This window comes from Paraplanobispora siamensis (assembly GCF_016863175.1).
GTDB lineage: Bacteria > Actinomycetota > Actinomycetes > Streptosporangiales > Streptosporangiaceae > Planobispora > Planobispora siamensis.
On record NZ_BOOJ01000018.1, the window covers coordinates 70,843 to 88,357 of the forward strand.

The following is a 17,515-nucleotide window of genomic DNA, read 5'->3' on the forward strand; positions in this document are numbered from 1 at the left end:
CACCATGGCTGGTGGGGGTAAGGGGTCCGGGCGACCCGCGAAGAAGAAGAGTCCGACCAAGGGCACGGGCGGCAACGTCCGCCGCGGCCTGGAGGGCAAGGGGGCGACCCCGCCGGCGCACATGCGGCACTGGTACAAGGACAAGGCGCGCACCGAGCGGATCGAGCGCGAGGAGAGGACCGGCAGGTCCTCCTCCTCGCGCCCGCAGACCCGCGCCCGGCGCAGCGAGGACACGCCCGAGTACATCGGCGGGCGCAACCCCGTCGTCGAGGCGCTGCGCGCGGGCGTGCCGGCGAACGCGCTCTACGTCGCGCAGCGCATCGACAACGACGACCGGGTCAAGGAGTCCGTGCGCATCGCCGCCGACCGGGGCATCGCGATGCTGGAGGTCACCCGGGAGAAGCTCGACCGGCTGACCGAGGGCGGGGTGCACCAGGGCCTGGCCCTGCAGATCCCCGCCTACGACTACGCCCACCCCGAGGACCTGGTCGAGGCGGCCAGGGACGCCGCGGAGACCCCGCTGATCGTCGCCCTCGACGGCGTCACCGACCCGCGCAACCTCGGCGCCATCGCCCGCTCCGCCACCGCCTTCGGCGCCCACGGGCTGGTCGTCCCCTCCCGGCGCTCGGCCGGGGTGACCGCCGGAGCCTGGAAGACCTCCGCGGGCACGCTGGCGACCATGTCCGTGGCGCGCGCGGCCAACCTCACCGCGACCCTGCGCGACTACCGCGACGCCGGCCTGTTCGTGATCGGCCTGGACGGCGAGGGCACGGTCGACGTCGGCGACGCCAACCTCCTCGACGGCCCCCTGGTCGTGGTCGTCGGCTCCGAGGGCAAGGGCCTGTCCCGCCTCGTCCGCGAGGCCTGCGACCTGGTCGTCCGCATCCCCATGAACGCCGCCGCCGAGTCCCTCAACGCGGGCGTCGCCGCCGGCATCGCCCTCTACGAGGTGGCCCGCCACCGCAAGTCCTGACGGTTTCCCCCCGGCCCACACGCTTTACCTCAGTGACGCCGGGGGCCAATGCCGACTACACTCGTCAGACGACCATGCCGACGTAGCTCAATCGGCAGAGCATCTGTCTTGTAAACAGAAGGTCAGGGGTTCGATTCCCCTCGTCGGCTCGCAGGTAGAAGGCCCCTTCCGAGGTTTGGAAGGGGCCTTTTCGATCTCTATACAGCAGCGAAGTACAGCAACGTGAGCGGAAGATTCCTGCCTACGGCTGCTGCTCACCTCACGCCGAGCTCCTTACGCATCAGTCTCAGGTACTCATCGAACGCAGCTGTGATCGGTACCTGATCGCCCTTCCCATCCGTCCGGAAGTACGCCATGAGTTCCTTGGTCGCCTTATCGGCCGCACTGTAGGTAGAGGCAGACGCGAAGATCTGGACGGTCAGAAGCCGGTTGTACAGTGAATCAAAGTCGTCCGCTTCGAGGTCTGACGGCGCTGGGCCTTCGTCGTACGGAGTATGACGCGCCGCGTTCGACCAGTAGCGTTCGAAGACCCTGAGGAACTCTACGTACGCCTCCCGTCGCTGATCATAGAGGCGTCCTTTTGCTTCCCGCCGTCCTTGCATGTATTGGCCGAGTGCCACTCCAGCGAGGGCACTTAACGCTCCTAGAACGACTGACCACACAGGAGGACTCCTTCGCGATCGTGGATGATCGAGTCACATGATCGAGCATTGGACAGCCTGTGCGCGAGCTGATGCATAGCAAACGCTCCGCCTTGATGGACGGAGCGTTTGCGAGCTCTGGGGAGGATGCCAGCTCAGCGCATCGACATATGCTCCCTTCGTTTCCTAGTCCCCGTGCTGAAGAGTCTGTGCCAGCCGGCCGAGAGCCTTTCTGGTCTCCGGGCTGGAGATCTGCGTGTAGACGTTCATGGTCATCGAGATCTGGGAGTGCCGCAGGATGCGCATCGCGACGCGGGGGTGAACGTCGAGGGCGGCCAACAGCGACGCGCAGGTGTGCCGGGTGTCGTGGACGCGAATGCGGGGGACGCCGGCCTTCCGGCAGTGCGCCTCGAAAGCGCGGTTGAGGTTGCGCGGTTCGATCGGGGTTCCCTTCCGGGTGGTGAACACGAGGTCGGAGTCCTGCCACTTCTCGCCCGCGCTCTCACGGGCTTCCCGCTGGGCATCCTGGCGATGCTTGAGGGCGGCGATGCACAGCCCGAGCAGCGGCAGGGACGCCGTCGAGTCGTCCGTCTTGGTTCGGTCGCGGTGGAGGAGCTTGCCGCTCACCCGGGTGAGTTGGTGAGCGATGTGCAGTTCTTCGCCGTCCAGGTCGACGCAGTCCCAGACCAGGCCGAGCACCTCACCACGGCGCAGGCCGAGAACGAGGATCAGCACATAGGCCGCATACAACGGGTCGTCGACCGCCCGCAGGTGTTCGAGGAACCGCCGCGCCTCGTCGACGCTCCAGACCGGATAGTGGCGCTTCTTCTTCGTCTTGCTCGCACTCGGCACCATGGTCAGCGCCGCCACATTCTTTGAGATCATCTCCTCTCTGATCGCCTGGTTGAGCGCCGCGCGGAGGGTCCGGCGGATGGCTGCGATCGTGCTCCGGGACGGATAGCTCTTGCAGCACTCCCCGAGGGCACAGCACTTGCGCCTGCCCTCCGGCCGCTTATGGTCCTTCTTCTGATCACAGCAGGTGCAGAGCGTCGGCAGCGTGTTGAGCCAGGTCTGAACGTCCCGGACCGTGAGCTTGTCGAGCCGCTTCTTACCCAGGCCGGGGACGATGTAGAGCCGGACGAGCGGCTCATAAGCCACGTAGGTCGTCGGCTCCCGGTTGGGCTCCACCACTTCGGCAAGCCAGCGCGTCAGGTACGCGGCAACCGTGGGGTGCTTGGTCGGCACCGGCCCCTTGTTCGCCAGTTCGTGGAGCTTGAGCCACTTCTCGTGGGTCTCCTCGCGGGTCTTGCCGTAGGCCCACTTGCGGGTCTTCTTGCCCTCGGGCGTGGTGACCCAGACGTAGCCCGCCCAGCCGTCCTTGTAGGGGAAGACCGAGCCCTCACCGTTCGCTCGCTTACCCATCAGGCAGCCTCCTCACAGAGCCGGGTCACGTAGTCGTTGAGTGCGGATTCCGGGATGCGGCGGCACCGTTCACCGACGAGGACGGAGGCGAGTTCGCCGGAACGGATGAGCTGGTAGACGGTCCACCGGCTGACCTGGAGAGCGGCCATGGCCTGGGGGACGGTGAGCAACTTGGGACTACTCATGGCCGCCTCCCGAGTCCGGGAGACGGGTACAGGTCAGAGCGGCGGCGAGGACCGCGTCACCGATCGAGTAGCCCTTGCCCGCGTACTCCCATTCGGAGATCACGAGGATGGTGTCTTCGTCGAAGAGGGGAAGCCGCCCGGTGGTGATCGCTTCCTCACGCATGTGATCGGCCCGCGCCTCGCGCAGCGCGCCGAGGGTGGTGGAGTAGCGGCGGGATTTGGTGGAGAAGTGGCCGCGGAAGCCGAGCATGTGCGCCCACGGGATCAGCCGGAGATCGGCCAGTTCTTCCAGTGCCCCAAGCCGGAGACACTCGGCGATCAGCCGCCGGGCATGCTCACGTAGCGGCAAGGCGGCCAGGTCCTCCAAGGCGCTGACGCGCCGGTCCAGGGTGCCGACGCATTCGGCGGCCTTGGTGGCGTACTTGGCGATGTAGCCGGCCACGGCCTGGTCGGTCAGTTCGCCGCCCAGAGTGATGGGCCGGATGTCGAGCTGGGATCCCCAGCGCAGCACCCGAGCGAGTTCACCCCCAGCCGCCGGAGCCGTGACCGCCACGGCGGAGGTGGCATGCCGTACAGCGTCCGCCAGGGCGTCAGCCGTCGCCCAGGCCGGGGGCGGGGAGGTCGGTCCGGCGGGGCCGTCGAGACGGATGACAGCGTGGAAGTGCACGACGCCGCGTCTCTGGTACTCGGCGACCTTGGCGAAGGAGACCACGGCCTGTTCCCGCAGCTCTCGCAGGGTCAGGCCCGCGGCCTTGGCCAGGCGGCGGCGCAGGGCCAGGGTGAAGCGCCGCCACAGCTCCGGGGCCAGGGCGTTGAACAGCACCGAGCCTGCGTAGTCGTAGCACTCCGGGCACAGCGGCTCTCCAAGGCATGTCTCGTCGGCCCCGTGCCGGGCCGTACAGGACATCACCCGCCCGTGCGGACACGTCGAAGCATCACGCCGGGCGTGGCAGGGCAGGACCTTCCCGCCCTTCTCCCGCCGGGCATGGACGAGGCCGAAGGACGGCGCGGTCAGGGTGACGAACAGGCACGGGTGAGCGGTGACCGACTCGGGGACGCCCTTGCCCCCGACCAGGCCCGCCCGGACCAGTTGGTAGGTGTCGGCTCGGTAGGTCTCGGCGCAGGCGGGGCAGCGCGAGGCCCGGCGGGTCTTGCACGGCACCCGCAAGATGCCGTCCGGCTCGTGGCGGGTGCTGTAGCGGTGCAGCAGGGCGCCCGTGGCGGGGTCGATGTGCTCGACGTGGCCGCGCAGGTGGATGGGCTGTAGGCAGCCGCCGGTGCGGCGGATCTGCGTGGCCCAGCGGGCGTAGTGGGGATCGTTGAGCCGAGAGATCATCTCGGCTACTGCGTGTGTGCTTGGCATGATGGGGCAGTCCCTTCCGGGCTGATGGGTTCGGCATGGGATGGCCCCCGGCGTGACGAACGTCTTGGCGGATGTGTGGTCACGCCGGGGGCGCCGAAGGTCTCAGCAGAAGCCGAGGCCCTCGCAGTGCAGGCAGGTTTCGGAGTAGCTGTCGACGCCGGTCCCGCCGCAGTGGCAGCACTGCCAGCGCTTGGGAGCTAGGTCGACGAGCGGGGCGCGGTCGTCTTGGTGCTCGGTCATGTGATCCACCTCCCTCCGTCCCGCTTGGGCGCGGTATCGAGGTACACGCGCCAGGTGTATGGCCGATGTGGCAGCGGCCGGACGGGCGAGATCGAGCCGATCGGCAGGATTCTCCGGATCTTGTTGACGGCGTGGACGACTTCGGCGTGGGTGCCGTCGATGCGGATCTTCATGGCGGTTCCTTTTCTCTTCAGGCGGCCGGGGCCGAGGTGTTGGGCGGTTCGGGGGCGACGCAGCCCTTGTAGGACTGCTCGGCTTCGTGCCGGGCGCGAGCGGCGGCCGGGATGCCGACCGCGACGTAGGCGACCGGGCCGAAGGCACGGGTGACCCGGTAGTGGGCTTCCTCGCGGTCCCGGGGGTCGGGTTCGGTGCCGAGGAGTGCGGCGATGTCGTCGATCTCGGCGCGGAGCTCGTCGTCATCGCCCTCGATGAAGTGGTGGACGTTGACGGAGTACGGGGCCGGGAGGCCAGGCGTGGCAGCCAGGCAGGCGGCCAACTCGATCAGGCCCTTGAGCAGGGCGTTTCGGTGTTCGTCGGTGTTCATGGTGGTTCTCCCTTCGGTTCAGGCGGGTTCGGGACTGTCGCGCAGGGTGCGCAACAGGTCGGAGGCGAGTTGGGCCGAGACCCCGAGCCGGGCGCGCAGGGCGTCGGCGGTGATTGGGCGGCCGTGCTTGGCGTGGTGCTCGTCGGCGATGCGCCGGGCGAAGTCGACGAGCGCGGCGGCCGGACCGGTCTGGCTCTTGTCGGATACGGCCGGGCCGGGCGGAGCCAGTTCGGCGGGTACGGCCGAGGTAGGTTGTACGGCCTGCGCCACAGGCACGGGCGCGGGGGTCGGAGACGGGTCGGGAGGAGCAGCCGAGGTACGGCGTTCCAGCATGGAGACCGCGATCAGGAACGCCCCGGCGGGAGTCGCGGCGCAGATCCATCCCCAGGCGGACGGATCGGCCTGCGCCAGGTTCGCCGCCAGGGACAGGACGATCCCGCCGACCAGGACGAGCGTGGGCCAGGAGATCCACCCGGTTCGCCGGCGGCTGGTCTTGCGGTCCCGCTGGCGTTCCCGCGCGGCCATGACACACGTCAGATCGACGCAGACCGCCACCGCCCAGGCCATCCAGCCGCTCTGTCCGTGCTCGGTGGCGGTGTCGCGGATGTGGGTGAAGCTGCCCGCCCCGGCGATCAGGGCGAGGATCAGCACCGGGGCCGAGTCGGCGAGCCGTACGGTCAGGCGGGGCGCGTTCGTGGTCATCGCGGGTGTCCTCCCTTCCATTGCTCAGGCGGCGAGTTCGGGGTTACCGGCACCGGGCAGTTCGTGACCCAGGCCGGAGGCGGCGACCTGAGCCCACGAGGGGGTCAGCTCCGCGTGGGCTTCGGAGGCCCGCTTGGCGGCGTCGGTGGAGACGTAGCCGGAGCGCGCCCGCGACCAGCGGCCATCGGAGCCGGTGACCACGGCTACGCCGGGCTGTTCCGGGGCGATGGAGCGGGCCGCTACGAGTGACTCGGGGTCGAGGTCGCCCAGGGTCATCACGGCGGTTTCGGGATCGTTGACCCGGTGGCAGACCCGCCCGCCGATCTGGGCACGTAGGGCGGTCACTCCGGGGCCGAGGTCGGAGCCGATGCGCTGACCCGAGAGCACCAGGTGGATGCCGAGGGCACGACCGAGCTGAGCGATGCGCAGCAGCGCGGTAGCCGTACGGGTGATCTGATCCTTTTCGGCCTTGTCGGCGCTGAGGAACAGCTCCGCCAGCTCGTCGACCAGGACCACGACCGGGATGGGCCGCAAGGCGTCCGGGAGCTGCCAGATATCGCGCACCGCGTAGCGGCGGCAGGCGAGCATGCGCGCGCCCATCATCGCGATCAGGTCCGACAGCAGGTCGAGGCATTCGGCGCGGGTGGTGGCCAGCGCCGACAGCCGTGCCTCGTAAGCCGACAGCTCCATGCCGCCCTTGAGGTCGAAGCCGACCAAAGCGACCGGTTGCGGAGCCAGACCGACCAGGAGTGCGTTGATCAGGTTGGACTTGCCCGACTGGGTGGCACCCGCGTTCATCCAGTGCGGGATGAGCCGGAAGTCCATCCGCCAGGCCGCGCCAGTCTCCAGGACCCCGACGACCGGCCTCAGCAGGTCATCGGCCCGCCAGCCGCCGGGCGGCTCCATCGGGGCCACCGCGGGGGCGATGTGGGTGAGCGGGTCGGCGGTGATGCCCTGGAGGGTGACGCGGCCGGGCCGGGAGCCCACGACCCGGACCGCTTCGATCCGCCAGGCGTGCGCCAGCCGCTCGCACACCTTGGCGTAGTCGTCGGGGATCTGCCCGTCGAGCAGGTGGAAGGTGATGCGGAAGCCGTTGCGGGTGGGCCGGGGCAGGCCCATCCACGGCTTGGTGTCGACCGCGATCCGCTGAAAGCGCCGCTTGACCCGTACGACGCCGGTCGAGGCGACCAGGCCAGGAACCGTGGTGAACCACCAGCGCTGCCGCTTCTTGGTCAGCCCGCAGCCGGAGGCCACGTGCCGCCAGGTCCAGCGCAGCCAGATCACTTTGCGCGGGAAGATCAGCGCGTACCAGTAGGAGAGCGGAGCCCAGCGCCGCCAGACGATCAGGAGCAGCAGGACGGCCAGGACCTTGACCAGGGGGTGGCTGACGTCGATCATCACTCCGCCCCCGTTCTGATTGAGACGGCCGGGGCGAAGGACTGGGCGCGGTAGGAGATCCCCCACCGGTCGCCCTGCACCCAGACATAGCCGACCAGGCCGATCGGGACGATCTCCTCACCGGCGATCACGGACGGTTCGGGGGTGGTGCTGACCTTGACGAGCTCCATCCGGTTGAAGCCGTCCTCAACCAGCAGGGTGAGCTCGTACATGACGTTGCCGTCCTTGTCGCGCTTGATCTCGCCGGTCTCCTTGTTGACCAGGCGCGGCTTGGGCGGCTTGACGCAGGTGATCTGGAGCTTGGTGACGTCGACGGGGATGGGGATGGTACGCATGATCGTTTCCTTTGTTCGTTGAACTCTTAGGACTCATGGAACACTTGGAATTCTAAGTTGTCAATGAGTACTTCGACTTCTTGGTTGGTTTCTTTGCGGGGCTGTGCTGAACTGGTGGCGAGACGAGGAGAGTCCTGATGGTGGAGAAGAGCGGTCGTCCGGCCTACTTGCAGATCGTCGACGAGCTGAGCAAGCAGATCCGCGCCGGCTCACTCGCGCCCGGTACGGCGCTGCCCTCCATTGCGCAGCTCTGCCAGCGCTTCGACGTCTCCGCCAGTGTGGTCAAGGCCGCCATCAGCGTGCTCCGCACTCAGGGCCTGGTAGTAGGCCAGCAGGGCAAGGGCGTGTTCGTCAGTGAGACGCCCGCCGTACCCGCCGAGCCGCAGTCCTCCGGTGAGGCCGATGAGATCCTGGAGCAGCTGGCCCAGATGCGCCAGGGCCTCAAGGATCTTGGGGATCGGCTTGCGGCTCTTGAATCGGCAGTGTTCCCAGGGCGGAAGTGATCTCGCCGATCCGGCATGCCAGCTCGTCCAGATCTTCCCTGATCGAGGCCAATTCCCACATAAGCCGCTGTCTGTCCACTCTCATGGTGATCTCTCCTGCTTTGCAGTTCATTCCGTCTTTCGGAATGGCTCAAGTTCACCGTGAGCTGGGGGTTTCCGGTATCACGCAGATCTAGCTAAGCTTCTTCAGTTCGTCTCAACGAGCGTTTACACGAGCGTTTTCACATGCACGACCCCACCGCGCACGACCCTCGAAGCGTGAAGGCGAAGGTATGCAATGAAGACGACCCAGCGACCCGGCTGGACCCCTTCTCGTCTGCGCGAGCACCGCGAAGCCCACGGCCTGACCCTGGAAGCCGCAGGTGAACGGCTCCGTCAGGCGGCCGGCCGCCACGGGCTGAGCGTCCCGGCGGCCAACTTCCAGACCCTTTGGGGCCACGAACACGGATCGATCTATCCGGGGCCGCATTACCGCCGTGCTTACTGCCTGCTTTACCAGGCCACCGAGCCAGAGCTTGGCTTCCGTCCCCCTTTGCCCGGTGAAATACGGAAGGCGGAAATTGTGATTTCTGATTTGCCTCCTCCCGCTGATCCCGCAGCCGACAACGCCGCCGCCCAGGTCATTGAGGAGGCGTTCACCAAGGTCTCCGTCGGCGGCATCGAGCCGGGCGACTCCCCGCAGGCACTCCTGCGCAACCGAGTGGTCGACGCCTGGAGACGCCGCCACGGCGGCGGCAGCCCCAAGCCCATCCTCGTCCTCGTCGGCGGATACGCCGGATCGGGCAAGACCGAGTTCGCCCGCTTCCTGTCCGACATCACCGGCTGGGCGTTCCTGGACAAGGACTCCCTGACCCGGTGCATCGTCGAACGGCTGCTCGTCTCCCTCGGCGGCGACCCCCACGACCGCCACACCGACCTGTACCTCAAGGAGGTCCGGCCACTGGAGTACCGGTGCCTGATGGAGACCGCATGGGACAACCTCCACGTCGGCACCTCCACCATCCTGGCGGCGCCGTTCATCGCCGAACTGAAGGACGAGGCGTGGTTCGCCCGCCTGGAGAACCGGTGCACGGCCCGGGGGATCGACGTGGCCGCGATCTGGGTCCGGTGCGATGCCGAGTCCATGCGCGAGTACATCGAGTTCCGAGGAGCCTCACGGGATGTCTGGAAGCTGGACAACTGGCAACAGTACATCGATGGCCTGGCCGTCGATACCAGCCCATCCACCACCCACCTGACGATCGACAACCGGCTTGGCGCGGCCATCAGCCTTGCCGACCAGACCCGCGAAGCCCTCAAGCGGATCCTGTCGTGACCCCGCGCGGGATCGTGTTGTACGGCCCGCCCGCCAGCGGCAAGGACACCGTCACCGCCACCCTGCACCGGCTGGATGCGCGGTTCGTGCTGCTGCCCAAGCTCAAGGTCGGCACCGGCCGGTCGGACGGGTATGAGTTCGTGTCGGCCGAGCACCTGGAACGGCTGCGCAACGAGGGCCGTCTGCTGGCCGAGACCCACCGGTACGGCAACATCTACGCCATCGACCGCCAGGCGATCGAGACCCGGCACGCCGCCGGCGCCGTACCGGTCGTGCACATGGGCAACGTCCCCGATCTGCGCCGGCTCATCGGCAGCGACCCGGACGGATGGTTGCGCGTGCTGCTGTGGGTGCCGCGCGAGACGACCGCGCAGCGATCGAGCGCCCGAGGGGACCCCGACACCGCCAGGCGTCTTGCCGCGTGGGATGAGACGCTCGCCGACCTGGAGGCCAACGCTGACGCCGGGTTCTTTCACCTGCGCCTCCACACCGACCACCTGAGCCCGTACGCGGCGGCCCGCGAGATCATGACAGCCTACGATCGTCTACGGACGGCCGGATGTCCTCACGAGGAGGGATGCCCCCGCTGAGCCGGGCCGCCACCGGATGCGGGATCAGGTCGAGCCGCCACCAGGTCCCGCAGCTTCGGCACCGTGTCCCGTCCGGCAACGGGTGCTGATAGGTCCATTCGACGTCGTCATGTCCGCACGCGTTCGGAGCGTCGTCGAGGCCGGAACAGCCGATCATCGTGCCTGCCCCAGCAGGATCCGTGTCCATAGCCGTTCGGCTTCTGGGGCACGCAGCCACGTGGTTTGGTGCTCGATCACGCCGTCTGAGCGATAGATGCGCCGGACGAACAGCAGGCCGCCCGCCTGGCACAGCTCATAGACGATCCGCTGGCACTCGCAGGTGTGATCGCGTACTCGAACCCGATCCGCCCGCGGAGCGCATTGCTGCCAGGCCAGCTGCTCATAGCCGATTTGAGGCGCGGACGGGTGGACGCCGTGATAGCTCTCGGCGAGGTGGCCCAGGTCCACGACCTCACCTCGCGTGCTCGGGGAAGCGGGAAGCGATCTCATGCTGCCGCTGGAGTTCGGTCACCAGCGCGGCGGCATCGTCCCCGCTGACCGTCTGCGCCATCCCGGCGTCGATTTGCGTGTCGCTCAACGCTGTTCCACGCCGGGTGGCGTACCAGCTTCCCGGGCCGTCGTCGGTAGCGCCGCGCCAGATCACCCAGCCCGAGTAACAGGCTGCCAGCTCCTGAAGTGTCATAAGCCCAGCCGATCAAGAGGGAGTCATCTCTCTATGAATGTAGCTACATACCAATGTACGTGCAATCGAGAGTGCGTACAGTGCTACATAGCTTCGGTGCCATGGCCATCGACCCCAGCGCCGACCGCCCGGTCTACAAGCAGCTCGCCGACCTGATCCGGGCACGCATCGAAGAGGGGGAACTCCGCCCCGGGCAGAGACTCCCTGCGGAGAGCGACTACGTGGCGGAATTCGGCATCTCCCGCGACTCCGTCCGCAGAGCCATGGCCGTACTCAGAGGAGAGGGGCTGATCGTGACCGAGCTACGCGGCTCACGAGTCCGCGACGCCGGCGAAGCCGTCACCGTCCAGGTAGCCCCCGGCGCGCAGGTCACCGCCCGCATGCCGACCGAGCCCGAACGCAAGCAACTCGGCGTCGCCGAAGGCGTCCCCATCCTCGTCATCACCGAGCCGGATGGAGAGACCCGCCTACTTCCCGCCGACCGGACGATCATCGAGACCGGCGCCAGGGGAGAGGACGAACGATAGGCGTCAGCGCCATCCTCATCGGCGAACCACCCATGCCTGTTGTGTCGGTCGGTGCTGAGAGCATGACGGGATGATCACGATGCCTGACGATTACACCTGGCTCATCGAACGTGTGAACGGCGCCTGCCTCACCTACATCCGCGGCCTGACCGCCGAAGAGGTGATAGTCCGGCGCGGTGGCCGCCCGGAAGAGTTCGTACCCATGCCCTTCTGGGAACTGGGCGCTGCCACCGACTCCGGCGTATCCCTCGGCGTGCTGGCCATCGGCGACTGGGTGTTCACCATCGAGCCCGGCCGGAACGGCCTCGCCGAAGAAGTGATCATGCCGATGTCGGCAGGTGCCCGCGTGGTCGCCCACAGCCATCTCGACATCAAGGCCCTCGACTACTTCTACTGGATCGAGGACGGTGAGCTCCAGTTCTGTTTCATCGCCCAGGAGGGTTACCTGCAACAGGTGCCGGACGAACTTACCGAGACCATGAACCTCATCGACTCCGCCTACCCTCCGCTCACCGACCCTCACGAAGGGCCGATGTTCCTGCTGGCCGAGCACCTCACCGGGATCAAGCTGACACCGCAACTGCTGGAGGAATCCATCTACTTGAGCGGAGTCGTCCCCGAACCTCAGTCCTGGGAGAAGCCCTGGCCGTGGTGAACCGGATCTAGCGGGAACAGCCTCAGCGGTAAAGATCATCAAAGCTCGCGAACTGCGGATGAGGACTTTCTCTACGTCTTCAAGGCGGTCCGCCTCTGGCGTCCCGCGACGCGCCGGTCGGCCAGCGTGCCCGGCTGCGGCTCTTCGGCCGGTCCGGGCCCGCGCCGCCCGCGCGCTGAGGAGCCTAGGAGATGTCACCAATGAAGGCCGTGACGATCGCTCACTTCGGTTCTCGTCATAGGTGGTCGGGGCGATCGGCTGCCGCGCCGCTTCCGTTGCTCGGGCCTGGCGGCCCTGCGCTCCGGGTCGGCTTGCCATCGAATAGCTCGGAAATCTCGCCGTAAGACATACCAGGACATAGCCCGTCGAGGCGACAAGGAAGCTTAAGGGATCTTGTGGGTTATGGGCTAAACATGATCGAAGATGCAATGGCGGGGAACTCTGGAGCCGTGGCCAGTGCCGTGTTGGACACCGTAGAGTTCCATACTCCTGTGTGATTTTCCCGGCGCGCGGGATCGGGCGCCGTTGACTTTGATGGGAACGGGGCGCAGTGGCCACAACTACGACGGTGCACGACGTCATCGAGGCGATCCGTGACAGCTCTGATGTGAACCGTGACCGTGGCACGCGCTTTGAGGAGCTGATGGTTCAGTACCTCAGTGCCGACCCACAGTGGACCGAGCAGTTCAGCCGGGTCTGGATGTGGTCCGACTGGCCAGGGACTGCCCATGACAAGCGAGACACCGGCATTGACTTAGTCGCCCAAGACCGCGAGACCGGCGGGTTCTGCGCCATCCAGTGCAAGTTCTATGAGCCCCATCACACCGTCCGCAAGGAGGACATCGACTCTTTCTTCACCGCTTCAGGCAAGGGCGGTTTCACCCGGCGCCTGATCATTTCGACAACGGACAAGTGGAGCGTCCACGCCGAAGAGGCGTTGGACGATCAGCAGATCCCGGTCACCCGTATCGGCCTGGCCGACATTGCCAACAGTCCGGTGGAATGGCGACTGCTCAAGACCCTTGAGCAGTTCGAAGCGGAGCTGACGCTGCGGGCGAAGAAGACACCGCGTAAGCACCAGCGCGAGGCCATCGACGACGTCTTCAGGGGCTTTGCCGAGCACGATCGCGGCAAGTTGATCATGGCTTGTGGTACCGGTAAGACATTCACCGCCCTGAAGATCGCAGAGCGGTTGCAGCAGGAACGCGCCCAGGCCGGAGCGGGAGAGCGGACTACCATCCTATTCCTTGTCCCCTCCATCGCGCTGCTCTCGCAGGCTCTGCGTGAGTGGTCATATGAAGCTGAGGTGACCTTGCGTGCCTTTGCGGTGTGCTCGGACACGAAGGCTGGCAAGCAGCACGCCATCGGCGATGACAAGGACATGTCTACCCATGACCTGGCCCTGCCCGCTACCACCGACCCGGACCGCCTGATTCAGCAGATGGCCAGCGTGGAGGCAACGGCCGGGCTGACCGTGGTCTTCTCTACTTACCAGTCCATTGCAACGGTTGCGGCAGCACAGAAGAAGGGCCTACCCCGCTTCGACCTGATTCTCTGCGACGAGGCCCATCGAACCACTGGTGTCACCCTGGCCGGCCACGACGAGTCGGCGTTCAAGCGGGTCCATGACGATGGCTACCTTGGTGCGGACCGCCGCCTGTATATGACGGCGACTCCGCGTGTCTACAGTGAGGAGACCAAGACGGAGGCACGGAACGCGAAGGCGGACGTGGCCTCAATGGACAGCGAAGAAGCCTATGGTCCGGAGTTCCATCGTCTGGGGTTTGGCAAGGCGGTAGAGCATGGTCTGCTCACTGACTATAAGGTACTCATCCTCACGATCGATGAAGGTGTTGTCGCCAAGACCCTTCAGACGGGCTTGGCCGGTGGCGAGGCGGAACTGAACCTGGACGACGCGGCTAAGATCATCGGCTGCTGGAACGCACTGGCCAAACGCACCGGCACCTTTGCCGATGGTTCTGGGTTTGCCCAGGATGAAGCGCCCATGAAGCGTGCGGTAGCCTTCGCCCGCTCCATCGCTGACTCAAAAACGATCACAGCTCGCTTCAACGCGGTCGTCGAGGCGTATGACGACGCAGACGATGAGATCCTGCGTTGCGAGGTCGACCACGTCGACGGCACCTTCAACGCCCTGAAACGTAACCGGCTGCTGGACTGGCTAAAGCAGGACCCTGGTCCCGCCCATGCTCGAATCCTCTCCAACGCCCGCTGCCTGTCCGAAGGCGTCGACGTCCCGAGTCTGGACGCCGTACTCTTCCTCCATCCCCGAAACTCCGTGGTCGACGTCGTCCAGTCTGTCGGCCGAGTGATGCGCCTGGCCCCTAGCAAAAACTACGGTTACATCATTCTGCCTGTCGCTGTCCCCGCGGGGATGTCACCGGAAAGGGCACTCGCCGACAACCAGCGCTTCAAGACGGTCTGGCAGGTTCTCCAGGCCCTACGCGCTCACGATGATCGCTTCAACGCGACCGTCAACCAGATCGACCTGAACAAGAAGAAACCCGACAATAAGATCGGTATCGGTCATGTCGGCCCCGAGGATGAATCGATCGGAGATAAGGACGGCTCCAGCACCGACGACAGCGCCGAGAAGGCCAAGGATAAGGAAGCTCAGAGCGCCCAACATATCCAGGAAGCGCTGTTCTCCATCAGCGATTGGCGAGAAGCGATCTATGCTCGCATCGTCGACAAGGTTGGTGAGCGCCACTACTGGGAGGACTGGGCTAAGGACATCGCCCAAATCGCCGAGCGCCATGTCACCCGCATCAAGGCCGCACTGGCGATCTCTGAAAAGAAGGCCGCCTTTGAAGAGTTCGTCGGTGAGCTACGCGCGAACCTGAACCCTCAGGTCAGCGAGGCCGCCGCCGTTGACATGCTTGCGCAGCACATCGTTACCAAGCCTGTCTTTGACGCCTTGTTCAAGGATTATGACTTCGCTGCGCACAATCCGGTCTCCAGAGCCATGCAGCGGATGCTTGACATTCTCGACGACCAAGGCTTGGACGCTGAGGCAAGGACCCTTGAGGCGTTCTACCACTCAGTACGGGTCCGCGCCGAGGGCATCGACAACCATGAGGGCCGGCAGCGCGTCATCATCGAGCTGTACGATAAGTTCTTCAAGACTGCCCTGCCAAAGACTGCTGACGCACTCGGCATTGTCTACACCCCCATCGAGGTCGTCGACTTCATCATCCGCTCCGCGGACCAGGCCCTCGTCAAGCACTTCGGGCGCTCCCTATCCGATGAGGGCATCCAGATCATCGACCCCTTCGTCGGGACTGGCACATTTCCCGTACGCCTCCTCCAATCCGGCCTTATCAATTCCGAAGACATGCTGCGCAAGTACACGAAGGAACTGCACGCCAACGAGATTGTGCTCCTCGCGTACTACATCGCTGCCATCAACATCGAGGCTGCCTTCCACGATCTCGCCGGCGGCGACTACCAGCCTTTTGAGGGCATCGTCCTCACCGACACCTTCCAACTCGCCGAGGGAACCGCCAAGCTTGACGGAATGGACGTCCTGGAGGGCAACAGTGAGCGTGCGAAGAAGCAGCAGAAGCAGGGCATCACCGTCGTCATCGGCAACCCGCCGTATTCGGTGGGGCAGGACAGTCAAAACGATGACAACCAGAACCTCAAGTACGGAGTTCTGGATGAGCGCATCTCCGCTACATACGCTGCGCAGTCGACGGCAACGCTGAAGCGGAATCTGTACGACTCCTATATTCGTGCCATTCGCTGGGCCTCTGACCGGATCAAGAACGAGGGAATCGTCGCGTACGTCTCCAATGGCGGCTACATCGACGGCAACACCTATGACGGACTGCGCAAATCCCTGGTTAACGAGTTCGATGCGATCTACTGCTACAACCTGCGGGGCAACCAACGCACGGCCGGTGAGCAATCCCGCAAGGAAGGCGGCAAGATCTTCGATTCTGGCAGCCGAAACACCGTTGCCGTCCTGATTCTCGTCAAGAGCGGTAAGGACTCTGGCACTGGTGCGGGGTGCACGCTGCGCTACCGTGACATTGGCGACTACCTCAGCCGCGAGGACAAGCTCCGCATCATTGGCTCACAGAGTCTCGACGCGGTGGACTGGCAGCAGATCACGCCGAACATGGACGGGGACTGGGTCAATCAACGGGACGAGCGTTTTGCGACCTTCGAAGCCATTGCGGAGAAGGACGGCACGGAGCGGGGAAGAACTGTCTTCGCCGTGCACTCGAACGGGCTCAGTTCCTCGCGCGATGCCTGGGTCTATAACTTCTCTGCGGAAGTGGTGCAGACTAATATGAAGTCGATGATCGACTTCTATAACGAGCAGGTCATTGGCTTCGCGAAATATTGCCAGGTTAACGGTGTCACGAGTCCCACAGCCAAGGACGCTGAACAGTGGATCGACAAGGACTCGCGAAAGATTAGCTGGTCGTCCACTCTCATCCCTAAGGTTGCACGTGGTAAGAGAGTCGGCTTCGACTCTGATCACGTGGTCACTGCGGTCTATCGGCCATTTAATCGTCAGGCACTCTATTTCGATCGGGATCTGAATGAGCGGCCAGGCAAAATGCTTCAGATTTTCCCGACACCGGAGCATGAAAATTTCGGCTTCTATATCACTGGCACAGGTGCCGACGAACCATTCTCCGTCCTGATGACCGATGCCATCCCCGACCTGCATGCGGTCGGTACCAAGAGCGTCGGCCCTCTTTTTGCCCGCTACACCTACCGTGAGCTCGGCAAGGGCGACGATCTCTTCGCTGCCTTTGAGGAAGACTGCGGACATGAGAAGGTCGATAACATTACCGATGCTGCTCTTGTGGCCTACCGCAAGACCTATGCCGACTCCGGGATCACCAAGGATGACATCTTCTATTACACGTACGGTCTGCTCCACTCGCCCGAGTATCGCGACCGCTTCGCCTCCAATCTCAAAAAGTCCCTCCCTCGCATTCCCAAGGCACGTAACTTCCGCGGCTACGCCGACGCTGGTCGGAAGCTCGCCGACCTACACCTCCACTACGAACGGGTCGAGCCGTACAGGGGAATCAAGGAGGATGTCGCCGGAAACGCAGTCAGTACTTCTCCGCGAGAGCTGTACCGCGTCGCGAAGATGAAGATTCCCAAGGTGAAGGGAAAGCCGGACCGCACGACGATCATCTACAACAACTGGGTCACCCTCACTAACATCCCGGAGGAGGCGTACCGTTATCAGCTCGGCGCGCGCTCCGCGATCGAATGGATCATCGACCGTTATCAAGTGAAGGTCGACAAGGCATCCGGCATCACCAACGACCCCAACGACTGGTCTGACGATCCGCGCTACATCATCAACCTTCTCAAACGGATCGTGACGGTCAGCTTGGAGACGATGAAGATCGTTGACCAGCTTCCGCCACTGGACATCGTGGAATAGGCG

19 protein-coding genes and 1 tRNA gene are annotated in these 17,515 nt (G+C 65.1%); 8 read left to right on the plus strand and 12 right to left on the minus strand.

Annotated elements, in window-relative coordinates; all coding sequences use genetic code 11:
* Window positions 1-4 precede the first annotated feature (4 nt).
* Window positions 5-973, plus strand: a complete 969-nt coding sequence (gene rlmB / locus Psi01_RS09385) for a 23S rRNA (guanosine(2251)-2'-O)-methyltransferase RlmB (protein WP_204063558.1) — start codon at window positions 5-7, stop codon at window positions 971-973.
* 76 nt (window positions 974-1,049) lie between these two features.
* A tRNA-Thr gene (locus tag Psi01_RS09390) sits at window positions 1,050-1,122 on the plus strand.
* Between the two features lie 105 nt (window positions 1,123-1,227).
* Here Psi01_RS09390 and Psi01_RS09395 read toward each other — a convergent pair.
* The 10 genes from Psi01_RS09395 to Psi01_RS09440 all read right to left on the minus strand — a co-directional run bounded on the left by Psi01_RS09395 (window position 1,228) and on the right by Psi01_RS09440 (window position 7,803).
* Window positions 1,228-1,593, minus strand: coding sequence for a hypothetical protein (locus Psi01_RS09395; protein ID WP_204063559.1), 366 nt, complete (start codon window positions 1,591-1,593; stop codon window positions 1,228-1,230).
* 207 nt (window positions 1,594-1,800) lie between these two features.
* Window positions 1,801-3,036: a site-specific integrase gene (locus tag Psi01_RS09400; RefSeq protein ID WP_204063560.1), complete on the minus strand. Its 1,236-nt coding sequence runs from the start codon at window positions 3,034-3,036 to the stop codon at window positions 1,801-1,803.
* Window positions 3,036-3,221 (minus strand): helix-turn-helix transcriptional regulator, encoded by a 186-nt coding sequence (locus Psi01_RS09405; RefSeq protein ID WP_204063561.1) that lies wholly within the window; start codon window positions 3,219-3,221, stop codon window positions 3,036-3,038. The genes Psi01_RS09400 and Psi01_RS09405 overlap by 1 nt, the downstream gene beginning before the upstream one ends.
* Entirely contained in the window at window positions 3,214-4,557 is a 1,344-nt protein-coding gene (locus Psi01_RS09410) for a replication initiator (protein WP_239127364.1), read from the minus strand. The genes Psi01_RS09405 and Psi01_RS09410 overlap by 8 nt, the downstream gene beginning before the upstream one ends.
* Window positions 4,558-4,686: 129 nt before the next feature.
* The gene (locus Psi01_RS09415) at window positions 4,687-4,824 is read right to left on the minus strand and encodes a hypothetical protein (RefSeq protein WP_204063563.1); all 138 of its coding nucleotides are present in this window, start codon (window positions 4,822-4,824) and stop codon (window positions 4,687-4,689) included.
* Window positions 4,821-4,997, minus strand: coding sequence for a hypothetical protein (locus Psi01_RS09420; RefSeq protein ID WP_204063564.1), 177 nt, complete (start codon window positions 4,995-4,997; stop codon window positions 4,821-4,823). Before Psi01_RS09420 ends, Psi01_RS09415 begins: the two co-directional genes overlap by 4 nt.
* A 17-nt stretch (window positions 4,998-5,014) precedes the next feature.
* A complete protein-coding gene (locus Psi01_RS09425; RefSeq protein ID WP_204063565.1) occupies window positions 5,015-5,368 on the minus strand; it encodes a hypothetical protein in 354 nt (117 codons plus the stop codon).
* A gap of 18 nt (window positions 5,369-5,386) precedes the next feature.
* Window positions 5,387-6,070 carry a DUF2637 domain-containing protein gene (locus tag Psi01_RS09430; RefSeq protein ID WP_204063566.1) on the minus strand — a complete coding sequence of 228 codons (684 nt, stop codon included), beginning with the start codon at window positions 6,068-6,070 and terminating at the stop codon, window positions 5,387-5,389.
* A gap of 24 nt (window positions 6,071-6,094) precedes the next feature.
* Entirely contained in the window at window positions 6,095-7,468 is a 1,374-nt protein-coding gene (locus Psi01_RS09435; RefSeq protein ID WP_204063567.1) for an FtsK/SpoIIIE domain-containing protein, read from the minus strand.
* The gene (locus Psi01_RS09440; protein ID WP_204063568.1) at window positions 7,468-7,803 is read right to left on the minus strand and encodes an SCO3933 family regulatory protein; all 336 of its coding nucleotides are present in this window, start codon (window positions 7,801-7,803) and stop codon (window positions 7,468-7,470) included. The genes Psi01_RS09435 and Psi01_RS09440 overlap by 1 nt, the downstream gene beginning before the upstream one ends.
* Before the next feature lie 137 nt (window positions 7,804-7,940).
* On the opposite strand from Psi01_RS09440, the gene Psi01_RS09445 reads away from it, so the two are divergent.
* The 3 genes from Psi01_RS09445 (at window position 7,941) to Psi01_RS09455 (ending at window position 10,211) form a co-directional block, all read left to right on the plus strand.
* Window positions 7,941-8,306: a GntR family transcriptional regulator gene (locus Psi01_RS09445; RefSeq protein WP_204063569.1), complete on the plus strand. Its 366-nt coding sequence runs from the start codon at window positions 7,941-7,943 to the stop codon at window positions 8,304-8,306.
* Between the two features lie 277 nt (window positions 8,307-8,583).
* The gene (locus Psi01_RS09450; RefSeq protein ID WP_204063570.1) at window positions 8,584-9,621 is read left to right on the plus strand and encodes a P-loop nucleotide/nucleoside kinase family protein; all 1,038 of its coding nucleotides are present in this window, start codon (window positions 8,584-8,586) and stop codon (window positions 9,619-9,621) included.
* Entirely contained in the window at window positions 9,618-10,211 is a 594-nt protein-coding gene (locus Psi01_RS09455) for a guanylate kinase (RefSeq protein ID WP_204063571.1), read from the plus strand. The genes Psi01_RS09450 and Psi01_RS09455 overlap by 4 nt, the downstream gene beginning before the upstream one ends.
* Before the next feature lie 153 nt (window positions 10,212-10,364).
* Here the strand turns inward: Psi01_RS09455 and Psi01_RS09460 are convergent, their stop codons facing one another.
* Window positions 10,365-10,658, minus strand: coding sequence for a hypothetical protein (locus Psi01_RS09460; RefSeq protein ID WP_239127366.1), 294 nt, complete (start codon window positions 10,656-10,658; stop codon window positions 10,365-10,367).
* 4 nt (window positions 10,659-10,662) lie between these two features.
* Window positions 10,663-10,788, minus strand: a complete 126-nt coding sequence (locus Psi01_RS44070; RefSeq protein WP_275424508.1) for a hypothetical protein — start codon at window positions 10,786-10,788, stop codon at window positions 10,663-10,665.
* A gap of 206 nt (window positions 10,789-10,994) precedes the next feature.
* Between Psi01_RS44070 and Psi01_RS09465 the strand changes: the two genes are divergently transcribed.
* The 3 genes from Psi01_RS09465 (at window position 10,995) to Psi01_RS09475 (ending at window position 17,512) form a co-directional block, all read left to right on the plus strand.
* On the plus strand, window positions 10,995-11,420 hold the full coding sequence (locus Psi01_RS09465; protein ID WP_204063572.1) for a GntR family transcriptional regulator: 426 nt from the start codon (window positions 10,995-10,997) through the stop codon (window positions 11,418-11,420).
* A gap of 70 nt (window positions 11,421-11,490) precedes the next feature.
* Window positions 11,491-12,075, plus strand: a complete 585-nt coding sequence (locus tag Psi01_RS09470) for a DUF6461 domain-containing protein (RefSeq protein ID WP_204063573.1) — start codon at window positions 11,491-11,493, stop codon at window positions 12,073-12,075.
* Window positions 12,076-12,643: 568 nt separating this feature from the next.
* Window positions 12,644-17,512 carry a DEAD/DEAH box helicase gene (locus Psi01_RS09475; protein WP_204063574.1) on the plus strand — a complete coding sequence of 1,623 codons (4,869 nt, stop codon included), beginning with the start codon at window positions 12,644-12,646 and terminating at the stop codon, window positions 17,510-17,512.
* The last annotated feature ends 3 nt before the right edge of the window (window positions 17,513-17,515 follow it).